Origin of the sequence: Marinomonas ostreistagni (assembly GCF_016461785.1) — a bacterium.
In the GTDB taxonomy this organism is placed as follows: Bacteria; Pseudomonadota; Gammaproteobacteria; order Pseudomonadales; family Marinomonadaceae; genus Marinomonas; species Marinomonas ostreistagni_A.
The window spans coordinates 81073-100939 of the sequence record NZ_JAEMUH010000009.1; the positions used below are offsets into that span (position 1 = coordinate 81073).

At 47.4% G+C, this 19867-nt stretch carries 16 protein-coding genes; 11 read left to right on the plus strand and 5 right to left on the minus strand.

Annotated elements, in window-relative coordinates; genetic code table 11:
* Positions 1-132: 132 nt before the first annotated feature.
* The 9 genes from JHD44_RS10660 (at position 133) to JHD44_RS10700 (ending at position 10296) form a co-directional block, all read left to right on the plus strand.
* A complete protein-coding gene (locus JHD44_RS10660) occupies positions 133-795 on the plus strand; it encodes a hypothetical protein (protein WP_325097082.1) in 663 nt (220 codons plus the stop codon).
* Positions 796-1246: 451 nt separating this feature from the next.
* A complete protein-coding gene (locus JHD44_RS10665; protein ID WP_199462740.1) occupies positions 1247-1825 on the plus strand; it encodes a restriction endonuclease subunit S in 579 nt (192 codons plus the stop codon).
* Between the two features lie 94 nt (positions 1826-1919).
* On the plus strand, positions 1920-2165 hold the full coding sequence (locus JHD44_RS10670) for a DUF2188 domain-containing protein (RefSeq protein ID WP_077578217.1): 246 nt from the start codon (positions 1920-1922) through the stop codon (positions 2163-2165).
* Between the two features lie 8 nt (positions 2166-2173).
* Entirely contained in the window at positions 2174-2404 is a 231-nt protein-coding gene (locus JHD44_RS10675; protein ID WP_077578216.1) for a hypothetical protein, read from the plus strand.
* A 94-nt stretch (positions 2405-2498) separates the two neighbouring features.
* Positions 2499-4121: a type I restriction-modification system subunit M gene (locus JHD44_RS10680; RefSeq protein ID WP_199462741.1), complete on the plus strand. Its 1623-nt coding sequence runs from the start codon at positions 2499-2501 to the stop codon at positions 4119-4121.
* Between the two features lie 109 nt (positions 4122-4230).
* Complete coding sequence (gene dinD / locus JHD44_RS10685) at positions 4231-5073, plus strand: DNA damage-inducible protein D (RefSeq protein WP_199462742.1); 843 nt, start codon at positions 4231-4233, stop codon at positions 5071-5073.
* Positions 5070-6290 (plus strand): restriction endonuclease subunit S, encoded by a 1221-nt coding sequence (locus tag JHD44_RS10690; RefSeq protein WP_199462743.1) that lies wholly within the window; start codon positions 5070-5072, stop codon positions 6288-6290. The genes dinD and JHD44_RS10690 overlap by 4 nt, the downstream gene beginning before the upstream one ends.
* On the plus strand, positions 6287-9550 hold the full coding sequence (locus tag JHD44_RS10695; protein ID WP_199462744.1) for a type I restriction endonuclease subunit R: 3264 nt from the start codon (positions 6287-6289) through the stop codon (positions 9548-9550). The genes JHD44_RS10690 and JHD44_RS10695 overlap by 4 nt, the downstream gene beginning before the upstream one ends.
* On the plus strand, positions 9550-10296 hold the full coding sequence (locus tag JHD44_RS10700; protein WP_199462745.1) for a M48 family metallopeptidase: 747 nt from the start codon (positions 9550-9552) through the stop codon (positions 10294-10296). Before JHD44_RS10695 ends, JHD44_RS10700 begins: the two co-directional genes overlap by 1 nt.
* 143 nt (positions 10297-10439) lie before the next feature.
* Here JHD44_RS10700 and JHD44_RS10705 read toward each other — a convergent pair whose 3' ends face one another.
* A complete protein-coding gene (locus JHD44_RS10705) occupies positions 10440-12182 on the minus strand; it encodes a DUF927 domain-containing protein (RefSeq protein WP_199462746.1) in 1743 nt (580 codons plus the stop codon).
* Positions 12169-12411, minus strand: a complete 243-nt coding sequence (locus tag JHD44_RS10710) for a helix-turn-helix transcriptional regulator (RefSeq protein WP_199462747.1) — start codon at positions 12409-12411, stop codon at positions 12169-12171. Before JHD44_RS10710 ends, JHD44_RS10705 begins: the two co-directional genes overlap by 14 nt.
* 600 nt (positions 12412-13011) lie before the next feature.
* Here JHD44_RS10710 and JHD44_RS19115 point away from each other — a divergent pair.
* Positions 13012-14184, plus strand: a complete 1173-nt coding sequence (locus JHD44_RS19115; protein ID WP_199462748.1) for a MerR family transcriptional regulator — start codon at positions 13012-13014, stop codon at positions 14182-14184.
* A 59-nt stretch (positions 14185-14243) separates the two neighbouring features.
* Here the strand turns inward: JHD44_RS19115 and JHD44_RS10720 are convergent, their stop codons facing one another.
* The gene (locus tag JHD44_RS10720) at positions 14244-15596 is read right to left on the minus strand and encodes a type II toxin-antitoxin system HipA family toxin (protein ID WP_199462749.1); all 1353 of its coding nucleotides are present in this window, start codon (positions 15594-15596) and stop codon (positions 14244-14246) included.
* Complete coding sequence (locus JHD44_RS10725) at positions 15586-15876, minus strand: helix-turn-helix domain-containing protein (protein WP_112403815.1); 291 nt, start codon at positions 15874-15876, stop codon at positions 15586-15588. The genes JHD44_RS10720 and JHD44_RS10725 overlap by 11 nt, the downstream gene beginning before the upstream one ends.
* 383 nt (positions 15877-16259) lie before the next feature.
* Between JHD44_RS10725 and hepT the strand changes: the two genes are divergently transcribed.
* Complete coding sequence (gene hepT / locus JHD44_RS10730) at positions 16260-16670, plus strand: type VII toxin-antitoxin system HepT family RNase toxin (RefSeq protein ID WP_199462750.1); 411 nt, start codon at positions 16260-16262, stop codon at positions 16668-16670.
* Here the strand turns inward: hepT and JHD44_RS10735 are convergent.
* The gene (locus JHD44_RS10735; protein ID WP_199462751.1) at positions 16667-19807 is read right to left on the minus strand and encodes a DUF3427 domain-containing protein; all 3141 of its coding nucleotides are present in this window, start codon (positions 19805-19807) and stop codon (positions 16667-16669) included. The two genes, hepT and JHD44_RS10735, sit on opposite strands and share 4 nt — an antisense overlap.
* Positions 19808-19867: the final 60 nt, after the last annotated feature.

Sequence of the window (19867 nt, forward strand, 5' to 3'; positions counted from 1 at the left end):
ATTTCTTTCATCTATTTCACCACCGCGTCTGCACCCGACGACTGAAAATAGACGACATGAAAAACCAACAAGGTGATAAGTGACGTGTTATGGGCAAGTGGCAACAATTGGGATAGAGAATGGATACAGCAGGTGGTCGCTTTACTCGTTGGGCATGGCGCGTTTACCCTCTACCCAGCATTGAGCCAGTGCGAGAATGCCGCCGAACGCTTAACCCGCTGGCTGACCTACCAGTTACCGCGCGTTAAGCAGGTGCATCCTGGCTGCCCCATTCACCAATGGCTGAATAGCATTGGCGCACAAGTGATCGTGGAAAAGTGGCAAAGCCCCGAGCAATGGCCAAACCTGTATTGGTTGCCTTTACCTGAGGTTGATGGCCACGCGCAAGGCGGGCTAGTTTTGTTGCCAGCTCATTTGTTACCGGCACATTTATTACCGACAGACAGGAATGGCACAAGTCAAACCAACACATTGCACGCAAACACACCTGCCAACGCCTGTATCTTTTGGTGCATTTCGCCTTTATCTAAAACAGGAAAACGCACTACCTTGCACCCCAAACAGCAAAACCGCGGCTTTTGCCTGCCCAGTTCGCCGGAGCAAATAGGAAAATCATGTACAGGGTTATTACTGAGAGGTTTGAAAAAAGAAATCCAAAAACGAAACGGCAACGTGATCAGCCGCCAAATCAACCTAGCGCTGTTGCGCCACCTTTGTGGGCCGGAGAATGATGTGTGGATTAAAGCGAATTTTGGTGCCGTAACTCATTACGGTACCAAAAAGTTAGAAGCCTGAAAAAAGAGTAACCCCTCGCGGGGCGCTGATCTAACGGGTAGCGGGAGGGGTGTTGTTGATGCGATTTTAATATCAAAAACGCCAAATAGCTCGATATTTTTGGCTAGAGCGGTCTCTCTTAGGTTTTACTCAGGCTTCACTTTGAACTATTCAGAATTTCCAGATGGTTGCGTTTTGTACAGCTCTACCTGCTTGATTATATGATTTTTAATAATTAACTCTTTTTTATCAGCAAGATACCTGGTACCGACATAAATGTCGGTACCAGACAACGATCATTCTTCCCTCTCAATACTGCCTAGTGTCTGGTCAATTCAAGCATTTCCAAACTTCACCACAAAAAAATACAGTAACGGCGTTTTTTCAAAATTAATTATTGACAACTTATGAATCCAAGCTTAAGCTTACTCAAAAGTTGCAGGAACGCCATTACAGCGCATTTGAGGTGACAATGAAAGTTAATTTGAAAAAAATTGCCTCTGTACAGATGGGACACTCTTTTAGGTCAAAGCTTGAGCCAGACGCTAATGGAAATATCTCTGTTATTCAGATGAAGGATCTTACTGAAGATAACCGAGTTAATGCCCAAGAGCTAGTGCAGGTTGCTATGCAGGACTTAAAGGATCATCACAGAGTTAAACATAACGACTTAGCATTTCGCTCTAGAGGTCAAACTAATACGGCAGCATTGATTGACCAAGAGTTGAATGATGCTGTTATCGCTGCGCCACTGTTGCGAATTCGAGTTGAAAGTGATTCGGTTATGCCTGCGTATTTATGCTGGTTTATTAATCAACCGACTTCACAAGCAGTATTGCAGAGTAAGGCAACAGGCACGGCGGTAAGAATGATTGGCAAACCTGCACTTGAGGATCTGGAGATAGTAGTCCCTAGTCTCGATGTGCAGAAAAAGATTATTGAGATTTACCAATTATCCATCAACGAACAGAAGCTAATGAATGCATTAGCCAAGAAGAAGGAGGTGTTAACTGACGCAATATTAATGAATTTAGCAGTGAATACCCAGTAATGACAGTTACTGGGGTTAGACGAGCCGAAAGTGTGACAGCACTTTTAGCAAAACTTTAATCCACGTTTCATTTCAAAAAACAGGAGCCAAAATTATGGCAAAGAATACATCATCAAGCAAGGGCAATACCCGACATGTCGTACCACATCCTGATGGATGGGCGAACAAAAAAGGCGGTGCAGAACGCGCTTCAAGCGTACACAGCACCAAAAAAGAAGCCGAAGCTGCGGCGCGCGAACAAAGCAAGCGTGAAGGCACTGAGCTGTTTATTCATGGCAAAGACGGCCAGATACAACGCAAAGATAGTCACGGTAACGACCCAAAAGACATTAAAGGATAGGAGCCCTTATGAGTGATGAATACAAAAAGAAAATAGGTGTACCTGAATCGCATATCCTCAACATCGTAAGTAGTCAGTGGTCGCAACGAAAAGGCCAAGACACTGATACATATGAATGTGAAGAGCTAAACGAGCAAGGTGAAGTCATTGCACGGTACACCATAAAGGACAGTACATCGATTTACCCTCCATTTGGGCGGTCGATTACCTGGACTCAATCAGCCGTACTCGATTCTTAACCTTTTAACTTACAGCTAGCGGGGCGCTACCGGTATAGCCTGCCCCGCCTTATAGACACTGACCAAATTTGAGGGCGAATTAATGAACAAGAGCATGAGCGATAAAATTCAGCAAAAAGACATTAACAATGCAGCATGGGCTGCATGCGACACTTTCCGTGGCGCGGTAGACCCTGCGCAATATAAAGACTACATCCTAGTAATGCTGTTCGTAAAATACATCTCCGATGTATGGAATGACCACTACGCAGAATATAAAAAACAGTACGGTGACGATGACGTCCGTATCAGACGTAAGCTTGAGCGCGAGCGTTTTGTACTGCCAATGGTTGAACTCACAGAAGAAGTAGAAGACAAAGTAACCAAAGAGAAGAAAACCGTTGTTACCGACACCTTTTTGGCCAACTACTATTCATTGTTAGAGCGTAAAAACGAACCCAACATTGGCGAGCTGATCAACATTGTTTTAGAGCATATTGAAACCGCGAACAAAGCCAAGTTAGAAGGCGTGTTCCGTAACATCGATTTCAATAGCGAAGCCAACTTGGGTAAAACCAAAGACCGCAACCGTCGCCTAAAAACCTTGCTGGACGACTTCAACAAGCCCGCACTCGACATGAGCCCGTCGCGCGTGTCTGAAGATGTCATTGGTAATACCTACATCTACCTTATTGAGCGCTTTGGCTCCGATGCAGGTAAAAAAGCAGGTGAATTCTACACCCCTCATAAAGTCTCTGAGCTGGTTGCGCGTCTGTCTGCACCAAAATCGGGGGCTCGTATTTGTGACCCTGCCTGTGGGTCAGCCGGGCTATTGATTGAAGCCGCACGCCAAGTGGGCGACCGTAATTACTCACTCTACGGCATGGAAGTCAACGGCAGTACTTGGGCGCTGGCGCGTATGAATATGTTCTTGCACGGCTCAGACTCTGCCCGTATCGAATGGTGTAACACCCTTACCTCTCCAGCGTTGGTCGAAAACGATAGGCTGATGAAGTTTGATAACGTGGTTGCCAACCCGCCGTTTTCACTCGACAAATGGGGTTCAGAAGACGTTGAATCCGACAGATACAACCGCTATTGGCGCGGTCTACCGCCTAAATCAAAAGCCGACTTTGCCTTTATCAGCCATATGGTTGAAGCCGCCGTTGAAAAAGAAGGCCGCATTACCGTAGTGGTGCCACATGGCGTGCTGTTTAGAGGCGCAGCCGAAGGCCGTATTCGTCAGCAACTGATTGAAGAAAACTTATTGGATGCCGTGATTGGTTTACCTGGTAACTTGTTCCCAAGTACCGGCATTCCAGTGGCAATCCTGATATTTGATCGCTCGCGTGAGAAAGGCGGCGCCAATGAAAACCGCAAAGACGTGCTATTTGTTGATGCCAGCGGCAAAGACCATTACCAAGCAGGGAAAAACCAAAACATTCTGCTGGATGAACACCTAGACAAAATTGTTGCAGCGGTAACAGCCCGTGAAGAGGTAGAAAAATACGCCCATTTAGCCACCTTTGACGAGATCAAAGAGAACGACTTTAACCTGAATATCCCGCGCTACGTCGACACCTTCGAAGAAGAATTAGAGATCGATATTGTGGCGGTACAGGCTGAGATCACCAGCCTTGAAAGCGAACTTGCCGATGTCCGCAGCAAGATGGCGGCGCTGTTGAAGGATATCGTACCTAACGAGGCGCAAAGCAACACAACGGAGGTGGCTGAATGAGCATGACTAACAACAACCATTTTGTTGACGCCAACAAAATGGTGTCTAAGTGTGAGTACGGCACTACAAACCAATTGCGTGACGTCACGAAAATGGTGGGAGGTGCGCGATGAGTAACAAGCAGCTTACCCAACCAGAACACACTAGCTTTGAAAGCTTAAAGCATGAATCGGAAGGCGCCGAGTTTTGGTATGCCAGAGAGTTACAGACTGTTCTTGACTACAGTACTTGGGACAAGTTTGAGCGCGTTATCAAAAAAGCGATCACAGCTTGTGAGGGCTCCGGCCAGTCGAGTGAAGACCATTTTTCCCAGGTGGGAAAAATGGTCGATATTGGCTCGGGGGCTAAGCGAACTACCCGTGATTATCAGCTTTCCCGTTACGCCTGTTACCTCATTGTGCAAAACGGTGATGCCAGCAAGCCGGTGATCGCCAATGGGCAGACCTATTTTGCCATTCAGACTCGTCGCCAAGAGCTACAGGATGACACTGGCTTTCAGCAACTAAATGAAGACCAAAAACGCTTAATGCTGCGCAATGAATTAGCCGACCACAACAAGCAGCTGGCTGCGGCGGCACGTGATGCAGGTGTTGAGTCTGGTTTGGACTATGCCATTTTCCAAAACCATGGCTACAAAGGCTTGTATGGTGGGTTAGACAACAAAGCCATTCACCAGCACAAGGGCTTAAAAAAGAGCCAGAAAATCCTCGACCATATGGGCAGTACCGAGCTTGCCGCTAACCTGTTCCGTGCCACGCAAACGGAAGAGAAACTAAAGCGCGATCAGGTTGCCAATAAAAGACAAGCCAATCAAACCCATTTTGAAGTGGGTGCCAAAGTGCGCGCCACCATTGAAGAACTGGGCGGCACCATGCCAGAGGATTTGCCAACGCCGGAAAAAGGCATTCCCCAGTTAGCACGTGCACAGAAGAAGTTGGAGGGTGATCAATGAATAAATCGCCTTGGAAAACCGTAAGATTGGAGAAAGTGGCAGAAATTCAAACCGGAATTTCAAAAAGTGCATCTAGAAAATTAACCGATCCAATCGAAGTCCCATATTTAAGAGTGGCAAATGTGCAAGATGGGCACCTTGACCTTTCGGTCATTAAACATATTTCCATCGAGCGGAAAAATTTAGAACGTTACACACTTAAAACTGGTGATGTACTACTTACCGAAGGAGGTGACTTCGATAAGTTAGGGCGTGGTACTGTTTGGAATAATGAAATTGAATCATGTGTTCACCAGAATCATGTGTTCTCTGTGAGAACCGACGCCTCTGTTTTACTGCCTGAATTTCTAAGCATTCTAACGGCTAGTAGCTATGGAAAACGTTATTTTATTAGCTGCTCAAAGCAAAGTACGAACTTGGCGAGTATTAATTCAACACAGCTTAAACAGTTCCCTGTGCTTCTACCTTCTTTAGATGTCCAAAAGTCTATCGTATCGGCGTCAAAGCTTTGGGACAACGCCATCGAAAGAACGGAGGCGTTAATTGCGGCCAAGGAAAAGCAGTTTGAGTGGTTAACTTCTAACTTGATCAACCGTGATGGTCATAAACGTACGTCGGCTTCTGGTTTGATGACAGAAGTTTCTAAACGCAACAAAAACAGTACGATTGAACGCGTTTTAAGCGTGACAAATCACAGTGGCTTTGTGTTGCCAGAAGAGCAATTTGAGCGACGCGTGGCCAGCGCGAACGTGTCAAATTACAAAGTTGTTGAACAAGGCCAATACGCTTATAACCCGTCTCGAATCAATGTAGGCTCTATTGCTCGTCTTGATGACTGGGAAAACGGCATTTTAAGCCCAATGTACGTCGTGTTTAAACTAGATACGAAAAAGGTATGTAGCGACTACTTTTTGCACTGGCTTAATTCAAGTGAAGCACGCCAACGTATTAAGAACAGTGCTCAGGGTAGCGTACGTGAGACAGTCAGTTTTAAAGATCTTGGCGCAATTGATATCCCATTGCCCGCAATGGACGTGCAAAAAGACGTAACCTACAAGCTCAACCTTGCTCAAAAGGAAATCAGTTTACTCAAAAAGACCTTAGAACAATACCGCAGCCAGAAACGCGGTCTGATGCAAAAGCTGCTTACTGGTGAGTGGCAGGTGAGCAGTTCCCAGCCAGTCGCTGAGAATATGTATCAGGAGGCAAGCGCATGAGCACACCGCCAGTCAATTACACAGCAAACTCGGAGCCTTCGGGCTTCGAGTTTAACGAAAAGTATTTGTCGCAAATCCCAGCCCTGCAACAGTTGATCAATTTAGGTTATCAATACCTCACCCCAGAGCAGGCGCTGGCTGAACGGGGTGGGCGCAGTGCCAATGTGATTTTGGAAGGGGTGCTACGTCAGCAGCTAAAAAAGATTAATCGCATTAACTATAAAGGTGGCGAGTATCTGTTTAGCGAAGAGAACATTCAAACCGCGATCCAAAAGCTCAAAAACATTAAGTTTGATGGCCTGCAAAAAACCAATGAGTCGATTTACGATTTAATCACCTTGGGCTCAGCCATGGAGCAAACCATTGAGGGGGACTCAAAAAGCTTTACCCTCAATTATATCGACTGGAAAACGCCTACCAATAACAGCTTTCATGTAGTCGCTGAGTTCTCGGTTGAGCGCGCGCGCAGCACCGATACCGTACGCCCCGATATCGTCCTGTTTGTAAATGGTATTCCCTTTAGCGTGATTGAATGTAAATCACCCAAAGTGGATGTAGAGCAAGCGGTATCACAAAACATTCGTAACCAGGGTGATGACTATATTCCCCGCCTGTTTACTTATGTGCAGCAAGTGTTGGCAGTGAATAAAAACGCCGCCCAATACGCGACAGCAGGTACACCTAAAAAGTTCTGGGGCGTGTGGAAAGAGCAAGAAGACAAACCCGCCGATGTCGATAAAGGCGTCAATACTGCCCTAGACGAAGACACAAAAGCACAGCTATTCAGTGGCGAGTTTGCTGCCGCACGGCCATTTTTTGATGCGCTAGAGGCGGAAGGTAAACGCTTGGTGACGGAACAAGACAACGCCATTCACAGCCTGTGCCGCCCAGAGCGTTTATTAGATATGGTGTATCGCTTTACCCTGTTTGATGGTGGCATTAAGAAAGTAGCCCGCTATCAACAATATTTTGTGATTAAAGCGACGATCGCCCGAATTAAGCGTTTGACCAATAACGGCAATGGTGCAAAAGAAAACCGCCAAGGTGGTGTTATTTGGCATACCCAAGGTTCGGGGAAATCACTCACCATGGTGATGCTCACCCGCGCTATGGCTCTAGAGCCGCTGCTTATCAACCCCAGGATCATTTTGGTTACCGACCGGGATGATCTTGATAAACAACTGGGCAATACCTTTGCGGCCTGTGGTTTAAGCCGCGAGCGTGCCACGTCTGGCCGAAACTTAGTTAAGCACCTGAAAAACAAAGTGGGCCTGATCACCACACTGATCCACAAATTTGATAAAGGCTGGGTGGCCGAGAAGTTTGTGGATGAGTCGCACGATATTTTTGTATTGGTCGATGAAAGTCACCGCACTAACTTCGGCTCATTGGCGGCCCGAATGCGCCAGATGTTGCCCAATGCCTGTTTTCTTGGCTTTACCGGTACGCCACTACTGAAAAAAGAAAAGAACAACTTTGCCAAGTTTGGTGGCCTGATTGAGCCGCACTACACCATTAAACAAGCGGTTGCCGACGAAGCAGTATTGCCATTGCTGTACGAAGGTCGACATATTGAGATGGAGCAGAATCAGTCGGCTATCGACCTCTGGTTTGAGCGCCACACCGCCGATTTAAGCAAAGAGCAAAAGGCCGACCTTAAAAAGAAATACGCCCGAGCTGAAATGCTAAACAAAGCTGATCAGGTGATTTACATGCGCGCCTTTGATATCAGCGAGCATTTTCGTGCGAACTGGCAAGGCACTGGCTTTAAGGCTCAGTTGGTTGCCCCAGGCAAACCGGCGGCATTAAAGTACCAGCAGTTTTTGCAAGAGATTGGCACCGTCACCACAGAGGTAGTGATTTCTGGCCCTGATACCCGCGAAGGCCACGACGAAGTGGACGAAGGGCCAACCGATGAGGTGGGTAAGTTCTGGAATAAAATGATGAAGCGCTTTGGCTCTGAAGAAGAGTACACCAAGCAAATCATCAACCAGTTTAAACACGGCGATGACCCTGAAATACTCATTGTGGTGGATAAGCTATTAACTGGTTTTGATGCTCCGCGCAACACCGTGCTGTATCTATGCCGAACCCTGCGCGAGCACACGCTGTTACAGGCCATCGCTCGGGTTAACCGCCTTTACGAAGGCAAAGAGTTTGGCTATATCATCGACTATGCCAGCGTATTGGGCGAGCTGGATAAAGCCCTAACCATGTATGAAGCCTTTGAAGGGTTTGACGAAGATGACTTAGCAGGCACGCTCACCTCCATCAATGAGGAAGTGTTTAAACTGCCACAGCGTTACTCTGACTTATGGGATTTGTTTAAAGCCGTTAAAAACTCAAAAGACGAAGAAGCCTATGAGGTGTTGTTGGCAGATGACGAGTTGCGTGAAGAGTTTTACGAATGTTTATCGGCATACAGTAAATCTTTAGCCATCGCTTTATCGTCTGAGCAGTTCATCATGAACTCTGATGAGAAGAAGCTACAAACCTATAAAAACGATTTAAAGCGTTTTCAGAACTTAAAGGCGGCGGTTAAGTTGCGTTACGCCGAGGCGATTGATTATCGCGACTACGAGCCGAAAATTAAAAAGCTGCTGGATACCCATATTCAGGCCAATGAAGTGACTCAGCTTAACGAGCCAGTGAATATTTTTGATGAAAAAATGTTTACCGCCGTGAAAGAAGAGCAAGGGGTTTATCAAACCAAAACCACGGCATCAAAAGCGGACACCATCGCCCACGCCACGAAGCGCAGCATTTCGGAGAACATGGACGAAGACCCTGCGTTTTATGAGAAGTTTTCGAAGCTGATCCAAGCCGCTATTGATGACTTTAAGGCCAAGCGCATCTCAGACTTAGAATATCTCAACCGAGTGATTGATATTCGTAACAAAGTGGCCACGAAGCAGCATGATGATATGCCTGATTGCATTCGTGAAAACGACGAAGCGTGTGCCTACTTTGGCTTGATTAAGCCGCAGTTTCAGCAAGTGGCAACACTCAACGAGTTAGATGATGCTCAACTTGATGCCATTGCGGCACAAACATCGTTAGCGATACAAAAGATCATTGATGATCATTGGAAGGTCGATTTTTGGGACGATGCCGACGTTCAAAAAACGGCGATGAATGATATTGACGATTTTCTTTATGACGAAGTCAAAGAGCAGTACGGCGTGACGCTGAGCCTAGAGCAAATGGACGAAATCATTGAGAAAACCATGCAAGTTGCGAAGCACCGGAGGCATTCTTGATGTCGTCAACCATCAAGCAGGCCGAGGCACCAGCGGCAAGTGCTGAAAGGCTAGCGGTCGTATACGGAGGGGGAGAAATCCCCTTCCAGCTGGCTTTTTCTAAACGCAAGTCGCTGGAAATATCAGTTCACCCTGATAAATCAGTTTTTGTGAAAGCACCTGAAGGCACCGACCGTGAGGCCATTGAAGCTAAAGTTAAAAAGCGCGCTCGGTGGATCAAACGTCAAATTCGCTACTTTGACCAGTTTGACCCAAGGACCCCTTCTCGCAAATACGTCAGTGGTGAAAGCCATTTGTATCTCGGTAAGAAGTATCGGCTAAAAATTGAAGTAGGTAGTGACAACGGTGTTGCGCTGAAAGCGGGCTTTTTTTGGGTAACGTCAGCCAATGGTAAACCAGACCATGTGGAGTCCCTACTTAGTGATTGGTATCGAGAAAAAGCCGATTTTCATTTAAATAAGGTGTTTTCGGATTGTTGGGACAAGTTCACACATTCAGATGCAGATAAACCCACCATGAAAATCATGCAACTCAAAAAGCGCTGGGGCAGTCTATCAAAAAGCGGAACGCTGACCTTAAACCGCGAGTTAATTAAGGCACCGAAAGAATGCATTGAGTACGTGATCATTCATGAACTGTGTCACCTAGAGCACCACAACCACGGCCCAGAGTTTTATCGCTTACTCGAACGCTCTTTACCAGATTGGGTGAAGCGCAAACATAAACTGGAAATGGCATTGATTTAGTCAGCACGCTGTATCGAATAGCTAAGTACACAACCAGTACACTAGCGGTATTGTCTGCCTTAGCCTTTAAAACCTAGCCAAGCTCTTAGGTTGACTGGCGGTACGCTGCAAGGCGACAAGCACACACAGAGTACATCGCCTCTTTAATCATCCAAAATGCTGTCTTTAACACAGTACATGCGTGGGCGGGTGTTGTCGGGCAGGCTGACTTTGCGCTGTGGTCGGTTGCCATCGGGGATTAGGTAACCTGCGGCCATCAGCGCTTTGGCGGCGCGATCTGGGCTGAGGCCTTCGGTGGCTTCACGCCAGCCAGTTGGGTAAAACAGGTAGAGAGTTTGTGGGCCGCTGGTATCTATCCAGCCTGCTCGTTGGCGTACTTGGCTGCTGTAACCGGATTGTTTAAGCGTAAAGCGGCTTTCGCCATGCTGCTCAATAAAACTGCGCACCTGGCGAATGGCTTGTTGGTCTTCATTGGCAGCCACACCACCACGAGCGAGTATCCATTGGTTTAGCTGGCTTAAACAGGCGGCTTCGACACTTTGGGCTGGCCAATCGAGTACTTTGGCTTGAATCGCTAACAAACCAGCACTAGCCAGTAAGGCAAATTTTTCGGCAACTCGGCGTACTTGACCGTCAGCCTCGGCTGGTAATCTGGCTAAAAAGCGTTGGCGTACGTTTTGGAAAACGGGGCGCACCTGCGCGCTGTGCTGCGTTAAATACCGTAACCAGTCCAAGGCCAAGCAGCCGTAGTGTTGGCGACTTTGCTGTTTTAGGTGGTCGGCTAAATCGGCGGCGTTCATGCCATGGCTATGGTTAAACACGCCCATTTGCGCACCGGCATCGGCACTGAGATCAATCACGCGCACTTGCTGCCCCGCTTTTACGCGCTTGCCAATACTGGCAAGGTGGCTTTCGAGTGTCACTTCACCAGTAGATAAAAACACCAAACGCCAACGGGCGGGTAAACGCATTTCACCGTATTTGCCTGCTCGTGTTTTACCCTGACCATTGGCAAGCATATAAGCGACGTCGCCTGCCTCTTTGGGGTCAACTTCACCCATTTCATCGAGCGCCAGCAAGGCATCGTTATGGGCTAATGCAGTGCCTTCTAAACCGTTGGCCGTGGCACGCCAACTGTGGCGCAGCTGATTAGGTTCGCCCCACACCGATAACGCCGGATACAACGCTGCGGTTTTACCAGTACTGCTGGCACCGTAGAGGTGTAAACCAAAACCATCAACCCCACACAAGTGTAACAAAGGCGCAGCCAATGCAGCGCAGACACCAACGATTAATAGCGGGTTATTCAGACAATAACGGCCAACGTGCTGCCGCCAACTGTCGCTATTTCCTTGTTGAATAAAGCCTTCTATCGGGTGCATGGTTTGCAGCACCATGCGCGGGTTGTTGCTGTGTTCGCTTGGGTAAAAGGTGAGGCGCGGATGCACATAAGCGTGGTGATGCCAGCCTATGCAGTTCACGCTGATGGCCTTTTGCGTGGCCAGTTCGCCCATTTGTTGAATAAACAGCGAGAGCAACTGCCGCGCTTTGACACTGTTGCTTAGCCGCATGCCTCGACTGAGTAGGATTCGACGGTACTCGCTGCCGTCTCCGGCCAATAGTTCTGCGGGCATGGCCCAGTAGCGATGGCGATTGTCATCGTCTAACCAGTGCAATAAATAGCCGTAGTTGTCCCCTTGCGGGTCCCGGGTGCGTGCCGCTACTTGCAACCAAGAGCAGATTTTAACTGGGCTATCTTGCCCTGCCGGTTGCATCACCAGCCAGTTTTGCGCGTTATAGGCAAAACCAGCCGGTAATGTTGGCTCGTTGCTATACATCTCACTGGCTGATAATGGATTTGATGCTGATGGTTTATCCACGGCCATAAGCAGCACCGATACGGCGGGTTTCAATCCACTGGTCGATATCGCTTTCTAACCAGCCCACGGCACGCGCCCCAATACGAATGGATCGCGGAAATTCACCGTTGGCCATCAAGGCATAAATGGTGCTGCGGCCAAAGCCTGTTTTGGCCTTTACCTCGGGCAAGCGCAAAATCCGCTGCTGACGAGCTGGGTGTGCTGAGTTTGAGGGTGATTGTGTAGTTGGGTTCATCGTTTGCTTCCTCACTGATCTGTTAAGTTCAGTTAGGAGTTTGCCAGTACTAAACGGACGCAGTAGGCAGATAAATGCCCAGATCGTGCAGCTTTCTGAGGGTACAGGTAGCTAGTTGCCCCAGTTTGTAGATAGTGCCCCAAATAATAAATGCTCTGTGGGCAGGGTTGGTGTGCGGCTAAGCAGCGTGAATTAAGGCTTTGCCCATACTGCCCCAAAAGCCCAAGGGATAAGTGCCAAAAGCTTTCTCAAAAAGGGAAAGTCTTGCTCAATTAGAACACCACAACACTTTTATGCGCATAAAAATGTAGAATTCCGAACTTTTCTGCGCGTAAAAGTATGCAATGCGAGCTGAGTACTCCTCTATGCATTTTACCGAACGGGAGAATTCAGAGGTTATAGGTCTACACAAAGTTACTTCATAGGTAACAATTTGTAGACCTGAATGCGACATTCAAGATTTCAACCAATCAAAACTGAACGATATTTTTTGCTAACCAAACTTGACCTGTCTATAACTTCATAGTTTATCGTCATTCGTGTTCTGGTCTGTTTGAGCCGCGCCATGAATAAAAAAAGAACGGAAAGGACGTTTTATCTGTGTATCGCATCTCTGAGTTAGCTGAAAAAGTCGGGCTGTCACGCTCAACCTTGCTCTACTACGAAAAGCTGGGGTTGTTGCAGGGTATTCGCCATACCAACGGCTATCGGCTGTATTCAGACAAAGATGTTCAGCAGTTGCACTTGTTGCAACAACTGCAAGCGGGCGGTTTAACACTTAAGGAATGTAAATCCTTTTTGGACAGCAAGGTGCAGCGCACTGTACTTGAAAAGCGCTTGCAGCAGTTGGACGAAGACATCGCGCAAAAGCAGCAAGCTCGAGCGTTACTTGCCGCTTTGCTGGGTGACGGTTCCCTGCGTCTTTGGCACCAACAGACCGATAAATTAGCGCCAGACGCCCATCTGGATTGGTTAAAGCAGCAAGGCTTTGATGAACAACAAGCCCTGCATTTGAAATGGTTATCAAAAGATATGAACGCACACGATCAATACATGGCTGATTTTATGACGGTATTTCAAGGCTTAGAACGCTGGGGGCCCAGCAGTGATGCCGATACCTTAAAAGCCTTGTCAACACTGCCAACAACACCCACCAGGATCATTGATATTGGCTGCGGCAAAGGCTTTTCAACCCGTTTATTGGCAAAGCACACCCAAGCCGAGATTGTGGCGGTGGATAACGAGCAAAGTGCGCTGGATGAACTCGGTGAACGCCTCACGAAGCAGGGGTTAGATAGCCGCGTTACCTTAAGCTGCGCCAGCATGACGGATCTGCCTTTTACACCTGAAAGCTTTGATTGCATCTGGTCAGAAGCGGCAGCTTACATAATGGGTGTTGAGCAAGCATTAATCCAGTGGCGTAAATTGCTGACTGATAGCGGCTTCATGGTAATCAGTGACTTAATATGGTTAACCGATAACCCAAGCCAAGAGGCAGTCGCTTTCTGGGAAAGTGAATACCCAGATATGCAAACCGTCGAAAAACGCTTAGATCAAATGCGCCAAGTAGGCTTTGATGTGATTGATCATTTCACCTTAAGTGAACAAGCATGGCACGATTACTATCAACCACTCAAAGCGCGAGTGGCAGAAGTAACAGCAAGCATGCCAAATTCAAACGCCATTGCAGATATCGAGCGAGAAATTGCGATTTATGAAGGCTACCTAGGCGAGTTTGGATACCACATGTTTGTGCTGCGCAAAGGAGCTTAAAACAGGGGCGTAAAATCGCCCCTGCCACAACACCGTTTAGCTGAGTTTAAGGATGAGACTTAGCGATAATAAAGCGCTGCATTTTCTTGTTTGCGCTGATCCAATGTCTTAGCAATTGCAGACACTGTTGTTTTACTGATCTCTAGTTGCGCCGCAAGGTGAGTGAATTGGCTGATGGCTTCTGCGACTTCTTCAATAACTTGCTTTGCATCATGCCAACTCCCATAGCCAGCACTGGTCGCGAGTTTTTGCATCACCTTAGTCGGAGGCGCTTTGCCATAACCTCCGAACGCAGTGGCGTGTTCGTTGAATGGATGTGGGCTGTAGGTAACATCGTAAAAAGGTGCAGGGTTCCATTGACCGTCATCCGCTTGCAAAAACGCCCAGTTTTTACTGTGATCGTCTTGGTTAGACGACAACAGGTTAAAAATGGCGCGGCGAAATTGCAACTGCCCGGCGGCTGGTGATTTACACAACTGACGACTGGCTTTGATCAAGTCAATATAATCTAAACTTGGCGTTCGAAAGTCTGCATCCAGCAGCCCGCAAGCGCTGTGCATATGCAATCGACCTGCACTGCGCTTGCTGCCTAAGTCGGCCTGTTCAGTGACATAATCAAAACGCTTGAGCGCCAACCAGGCAGGCGCACCACTTGTATGAGGCGCTTCAATGAGTTGCCAGACTGGTGGTTGACACTTGGCAAGCTCGGCCATTTGCAAATAAACCGCCTCGCACAAACCTTCTTCATGGCCGAGTGCGAGATTTTTAGAAGTAAATTTAATCAGCCACGCTTCATCACCAAGCTTTGCAAAGGTTCGACAATGCCGAGCTTCCCCAGCAGGCATATAAATTTGTGCCTTAGGTCTTGCCCCACCCGAACTCCCTCCGGCGACTAATGCAGCCAACACCTGTTGCGTATGCCCATCTAACTCATCGTGGTTGTCGTCCATATAGTCTGACATTGAAGCATCGAACAGCGTTTGCGCTTCTAATCCCAAGGTTGCTAAATCAATATCCGCGTGCGTGGCGGCTGAAAACTCAGACACCGGAGAAAAAGACAATGCCCCCATGCCTTTGTCACCGACAAAGGCCAGTCTATCCATCGCTGTTAATTGATTAGGCAAGATGTCCTTTTGCCGGAAAATACGATCTTGCAACAGCATGCCCCAGCCGTCGGGCAAACAATCTCCAAATACGCCATGTACACCTTGGTGCGGCGCTTTAGGTGCGGCTTGAACTTGCGTATTCGCTTGCAAGGTAAACGGTGATAAATTGCCAAACTGCTGCAAATAGTCATCAGCATACTGAAAAAAAACGCCTTGCCGATTCTGCGCCAAGACTCCAACAGATATCTGTTCACCTGAGCTTAGCGTACGAGTAACATTAAGCTTCTGAATCGGTTTAAAACTCATCTTTTAGCACCTCATCAATACTCGTGGGCATAGCAGCGCGTTCTTTGCTAGGTTGCGTGAGCTGATAAAGCCTATCCAATGAGTCGAGAGTCTGCCAAAGCAACAGCAATTGGCGAAATGAAATTTGCCCAGTCAGCTCAAATTTCTTAATGGTGGCCGCAGGTACGCAGCTTCGCTCAGCAAGCGCCGCTCGTGACAGCTTTGCCTGCTTGCGTAACTCACGTAAATAAGCCGCATAAGCTTGGCTTACATCGGTATCATCAAGTAAGGTAAAATTCATCCGCAAAGACCAAATGGATACAGTTATATCCATTATAGCGAAATAAAACAGAAAGTGGATACTATGATATCCATAAGTGCGTAGAGTGTTGAAAAAATCACTCGATAAAGCCCTTCAAAACTGCTATTTTTAGACCCTAACAGCAGCATAAAAGCGGCACTGTTTTTCCATTGCTAACCACTAAGATTTAGTAAAAGCCATAGGCAAGTGGTGGGCAGTTTGGTGGGCAAACAAGCATTTTTGAACGGTTTCTTTTCGATAACGCATTGAGTTTGTTAGGGTCTAGACCGCTACTCAATGAGCAGATTCAGAATATTGAGTAACTTTTATTGGTGAGTGGATAACGAAGCTATCCACTCACCAATAATCCTGATGGAAGCATTATGAATGAAATCATTGATCATAAAATCGCGATAATCCATCACAGCCTAGCTCGGATCCGTGAGGTCTATAACCTAGCTCAAGATAGGCTTGATACGGACCTAACAAGCCAAGACTCAATCATCTTCAATCTACAGCGCGCCTGCCAAGCCAGCGTTGATATCGCCAACTACTTCAATAAAACACTCTTTTCTCAATTTCCGAAAGATAACCACGACAGCTTTGAAGCGCTTCATAAATCGGGCTTTATCTCGGCAGAACTTGCTTTACGTTTGCTTGAGCTAATCGAGTTTAGCTGTTCAGCAGTCCGTGACGAACAAACGCTTAACTTAGAGATAGTAAAGCATGTGGTAGAGAATAGACTATCGGATTTTGAAGACTACATTACTTCTATAAAAGAATTAGAAGCTTAACCCACCGCCAACTTTGCAGCCTGTTGCCACATAAAGTGTGGCATCGGTGTTTGTAGTTGCCATGTGATGCTCATCGGTTGCGAGCCGGAGTGTGACACGTATTCCACTTCTCCGTAGTTGACAAAGCCCATGGTGCGGCCGTACTCGTCTTTGCTTTGCTCACGTACAAATAGAAATAAGCGCTTACCTATCTCACGATGCTGGATGTATTCCAAACCACGCCCACGGTCCGGTCGAGCGCTGTTTTGCGATTGCCAATGGAATAACGACTCATTAATGGCGTAGTCGTGGTACATGGTGGTCGGTGAGAATTGCTTTTCATTTTTATCGAGCGTGACAAACAGCAACTCAATATTATCTTCTTTAATAACGAACACTCCTTCTCTTGCTGGCGGTTGACGCTCAAATGTCGTCGCACCAAATGCTACCAATATCTGCTCACGAGCATAGCGAGCATGCACTTTAAGCGGCACCTCAGGAAGCTCGTTCATATCCACCAATTCATGTTTGATACGAGCAAGTTGCCAGCGAATTACATCGGCTAGCTCCTGCGCCACCCCAAGATGGCTGAGCTGTTTGATACTCTGCGCTAAAGTCGCCAAGCCTATATCAGGACCTGGCTTTTGCCAGAAATCATAATGGCACATCACCACACGTCGATCGTCCACGTTGACACCACGAAAGTCGGTCTGACAAAGCTGTTCAAGAAAGTTTAAATAACCATGATCATCACAGGTCAGAATGCGGTTATGAATCGCTTTACGCACTATTTTAAAGGCTTCACCGATCTGCAAGCCTTCTTTGGCTTCATCTTTGGCTTTCGCGACCAACTCAGCCCAACTGCCACGTTTATAGAGTTCGTTCAGATCAATATGTGGATGTTGCGCGATAAAGTTCGCCAGCGTTAGAGGTTGTGTCGAATGTTGTGGGAATTGGCGGATCATGGCCGTCAGGCGATTTTGAGTCAGTGTCGCTTGGTGAATATTGCTAAGCACCATTTCTTGGGTGAGTTTTGTCAGCTCGATTCGACAACCTAACGGCGCATGCGGAAAGCCTTGTTTGATTTCATCACTGATCGCTTTCGGACTTCTGCCCACTAACGCCCTGAATTTATTGGCAAAATCGTACTCAGGCCGTGAGTTACCAACGAAGTCCAGTACAGTGCAACACTCTTTACCCTCGGCTAGACGCAGACCGCGCCCTAGTTGTTGTAAAAAGATGGTGAGGCTTTCGGTGGGCCGCAAGAACAACAAGGTATCGACTTCTGGAATATCGACGCCTTCATTGAAGATATCCACGACACACAGCACAGTGATTTGCCCACTACGAATGGCCTGCTGTTTCTGCTGACGCTCAGCGCTGTTATCACTGGTCAGTACATCCGCTTTAATACCTTTGAGCAGGAATTGGCTCGCCATGTACTTTGCATGCTCGCGACTGACACAAAACGCTAACGCCTTCATTTGACTGATATCGGTAACGATCTCCTGCAAACTTAGTAGTATCTTGTCAAAACGCGCTTGGTTATGAGTATAAAGGTTGGTCAGCTGTGCAATATCGTAGCGCCCGCGGCTCCAAGCGATATTCCGCAGGTCGGTATCGTCATCGATGCCAAAATATTGAAATGGCGATAAGTGGCGACGATTGATCGCTTCCGGCAAACGAATTTCCGCAGCAATCACACCACCAAAGTCCGCCAAAATATCTCCGCCATCATGACGCTCTGGCGTAGCGGTTAAACCGAGTAAAAGAGTCGGCTGGAAGTAGCTCAATACAGTCCGATAGCTATTGGCCGCGATGTGATGCACTTCATCGATAACAATGTAATCGTAAAAGTCTGGAGTGAGTTTGAGCTGCTCTAGTTGATTATTCAGCGTTTGGATCGACACAAACAATTGACGATAGTGGGCTGGCGTATGACCGCCAACCCACAGTTCACCAAAGGAACCATCTCGCAATACGCCACGGTAGGCCGCTCGGGCTTGCTTTAGAATTTCTTCTCGATGCGCTACAAACAAGAAGGTCGCGTTCGGCTTCTGTTTCACAAAGCGCGCAAAATCAAACGCCGAAATCAGGGTTTTACCTGTACCGGTAGCCGCGACAACGAGGTTGCGAAAGCGCTGATGAATATCTCGCTCTACAGCGAGCTGTTCCAAAATCTCACTTTGATGAGGGAACGGCGTAATATCAAAAAAGTGCGCTGTCGTGTGTTCATCGCCAACACGCTGCTGCCGCAAAGCTTTGTTAAGCTTTTCGGTGCTGCTGGCATCGCCGTTAAACGGCTCAAACTCATTGGATGCCCAATAGGTCTCAAAGGTACTGAGCGACTTGTCGATAATATGCGGGATTTCTTGTGAGGTGATCTTTAAGTTCCACTCAAGGCCATTGGTCAATGCCGAGTGCGATAAGTTAGAAGAGCCGATATAGCCCGTGTGGTAGCCCGTATTGCGCAGGAACAAATAGCTCTTAGCGTGTAATCGTTCACGCTCGGTGTTGTAACTCAGCTTTACTTCGGTATTCGGTAAACTCGCCAAATACTCTACCGCTTTAGCATCGGTCGCCCCCATGTAAGAGGTAGTGATGATCTTTAGCTCCCGACCACTGGCAGTGAACGCTTCCAGCTCCTTGCGGAAGATACGTATCCCTGCCCATTTGATAAAAGACACCAACCAATAGATTTTATCGGCGGATAGAATCTCGCGTTTTAACTCAGACTCTAACGATAACCCTGCGTTGCTACCGCAAAACAGCTCACTTTGCGTCAAACCCGTTAGCGGAAAGATATCTTCTACGTATTGCTTGAGGTTGGCCGCTACTGGATTTTCCAGTTCATACAAAGCGGTCAGAATTTTGCCTTGGCTATCGAGCAGGTTTTCCTCGATCAGGTCATCATCCTGCAAACGCTCTTTCAGCCATAACAGTAGTTCGTTGGATAAAGCGATTTGCTGCTGCAGTTGGTCATTGCCAGTCGGTACGGACCCGATGGCATATTCCAGAATATTCGATAGAAAACGCGACAGCCAAACCGATGCTTCTGCAGGTGATAACGTACGTTCGCCCACATAAAAGCGCTCACGATCCAAACGCTTTTCCACCAGTTGTGTAATCAACTGCTCATAAATACCCGACTGCTGCATAACATCCCTTTATCGCTTCTCAATCAATAATGGGACTATATTCCCATATCTCAGCTAAAA

What these genes read in the sequence shown, in the direction of transcription:
- JHD44_RS10700 (WP_199462745.1), top strand. Translation starts at nt 9,550, where the DNA reads ATGTCGTCAACCATCAAGCAGGCCGAGGCACCAGCGGCAAGTGCTGAA.
- JHD44_RS10725 (WP_112403815.1), bottom strand. Translation starts at nt 15,876, where the DNA reads ATGAATTTTACCTTACTTGATGATACCGATGTAAGCCAAGCTTATGCG.
- JHD44_RS10675 (WP_077578216.1), top strand. Translation starts at nt 2,174, where the DNA reads ATGAGTGATGAATACAAAAAGAAAATAGGTGTACCTGAATCGCATATC.
- JHD44_RS10670 (WP_077578217.1), top strand. Translation starts at nt 1,920, where the DNA reads ATGGCAAAGAATACATCATCAAGCAAGGGCAATACCCGACATGTCGTA.
- JHD44_RS10695 (WP_199462744.1), top strand. Translation starts at nt 6,287, where the DNA reads ATGAGCACACCGCCAGTCAATTACACAGCAAACTCGGAGCCTTCGGGC.
- JHD44_RS10705 (WP_199462746.1), bottom strand. Translation starts at nt 12,182, where the DNA reads ATGGCCGTGGATAAACCATCAGCATCAAATCCATTATCAGCCAGTGAG.
- JHD44_RS10665 (WP_199462740.1), top strand. Translation starts at nt 1,247, where the DNA reads ATGAAAGTTAATTTGAAAAAAATTGCCTCTGTACAGATGGGACACTCT.
- JHD44_RS10680 (WP_199462741.1), top strand. Translation starts at nt 2,499, where the DNA reads ATGAGCGATAAAATTCAGCAAAAAGACATTAACAATGCAGCATGGGCT.
- hepT (WP_199462750.1), top strand. Translation starts at nt 16,260, where the DNA reads ATGAATGAAATCATTGATCATAAAATCGCGATAATCCATCACAGCCTA.
- JHD44_RS10720 (WP_199462749.1), bottom strand. Translation starts at nt 15,596, where the DNA reads ATGAGTTTTAAACCGATTCAGAAGCTTAATGTTACTCGTACGCTAAGC.
- JHD44_RS10710 (WP_199462747.1), bottom strand. Translation starts at nt 12,411, where the DNA reads ATGAACCCAACTACACAATCACCCTCAAACTCAGCACACCCAGCTCGT.
- dinD (WP_199462742.1), top strand. Translation starts at nt 4,231, where the DNA reads ATGAGTAACAAGCAGCTTACCCAACCAGAACACACTAGCTTTGAAAGC.
- JHD44_RS10690 (WP_199462743.1), top strand. Translation starts at nt 5,070, where the DNA reads ATGAATAAATCGCCTTGGAAAACCGTAAGATTGGAGAAAGTGGCAGAA.
- JHD44_RS10735 (WP_199462751.1), bottom strand. Translation starts at nt 19,807, where the DNA reads ATGCAGCAGTCGGGTATTTATGAGCAGTTGATTACACAACTGGTGGAA.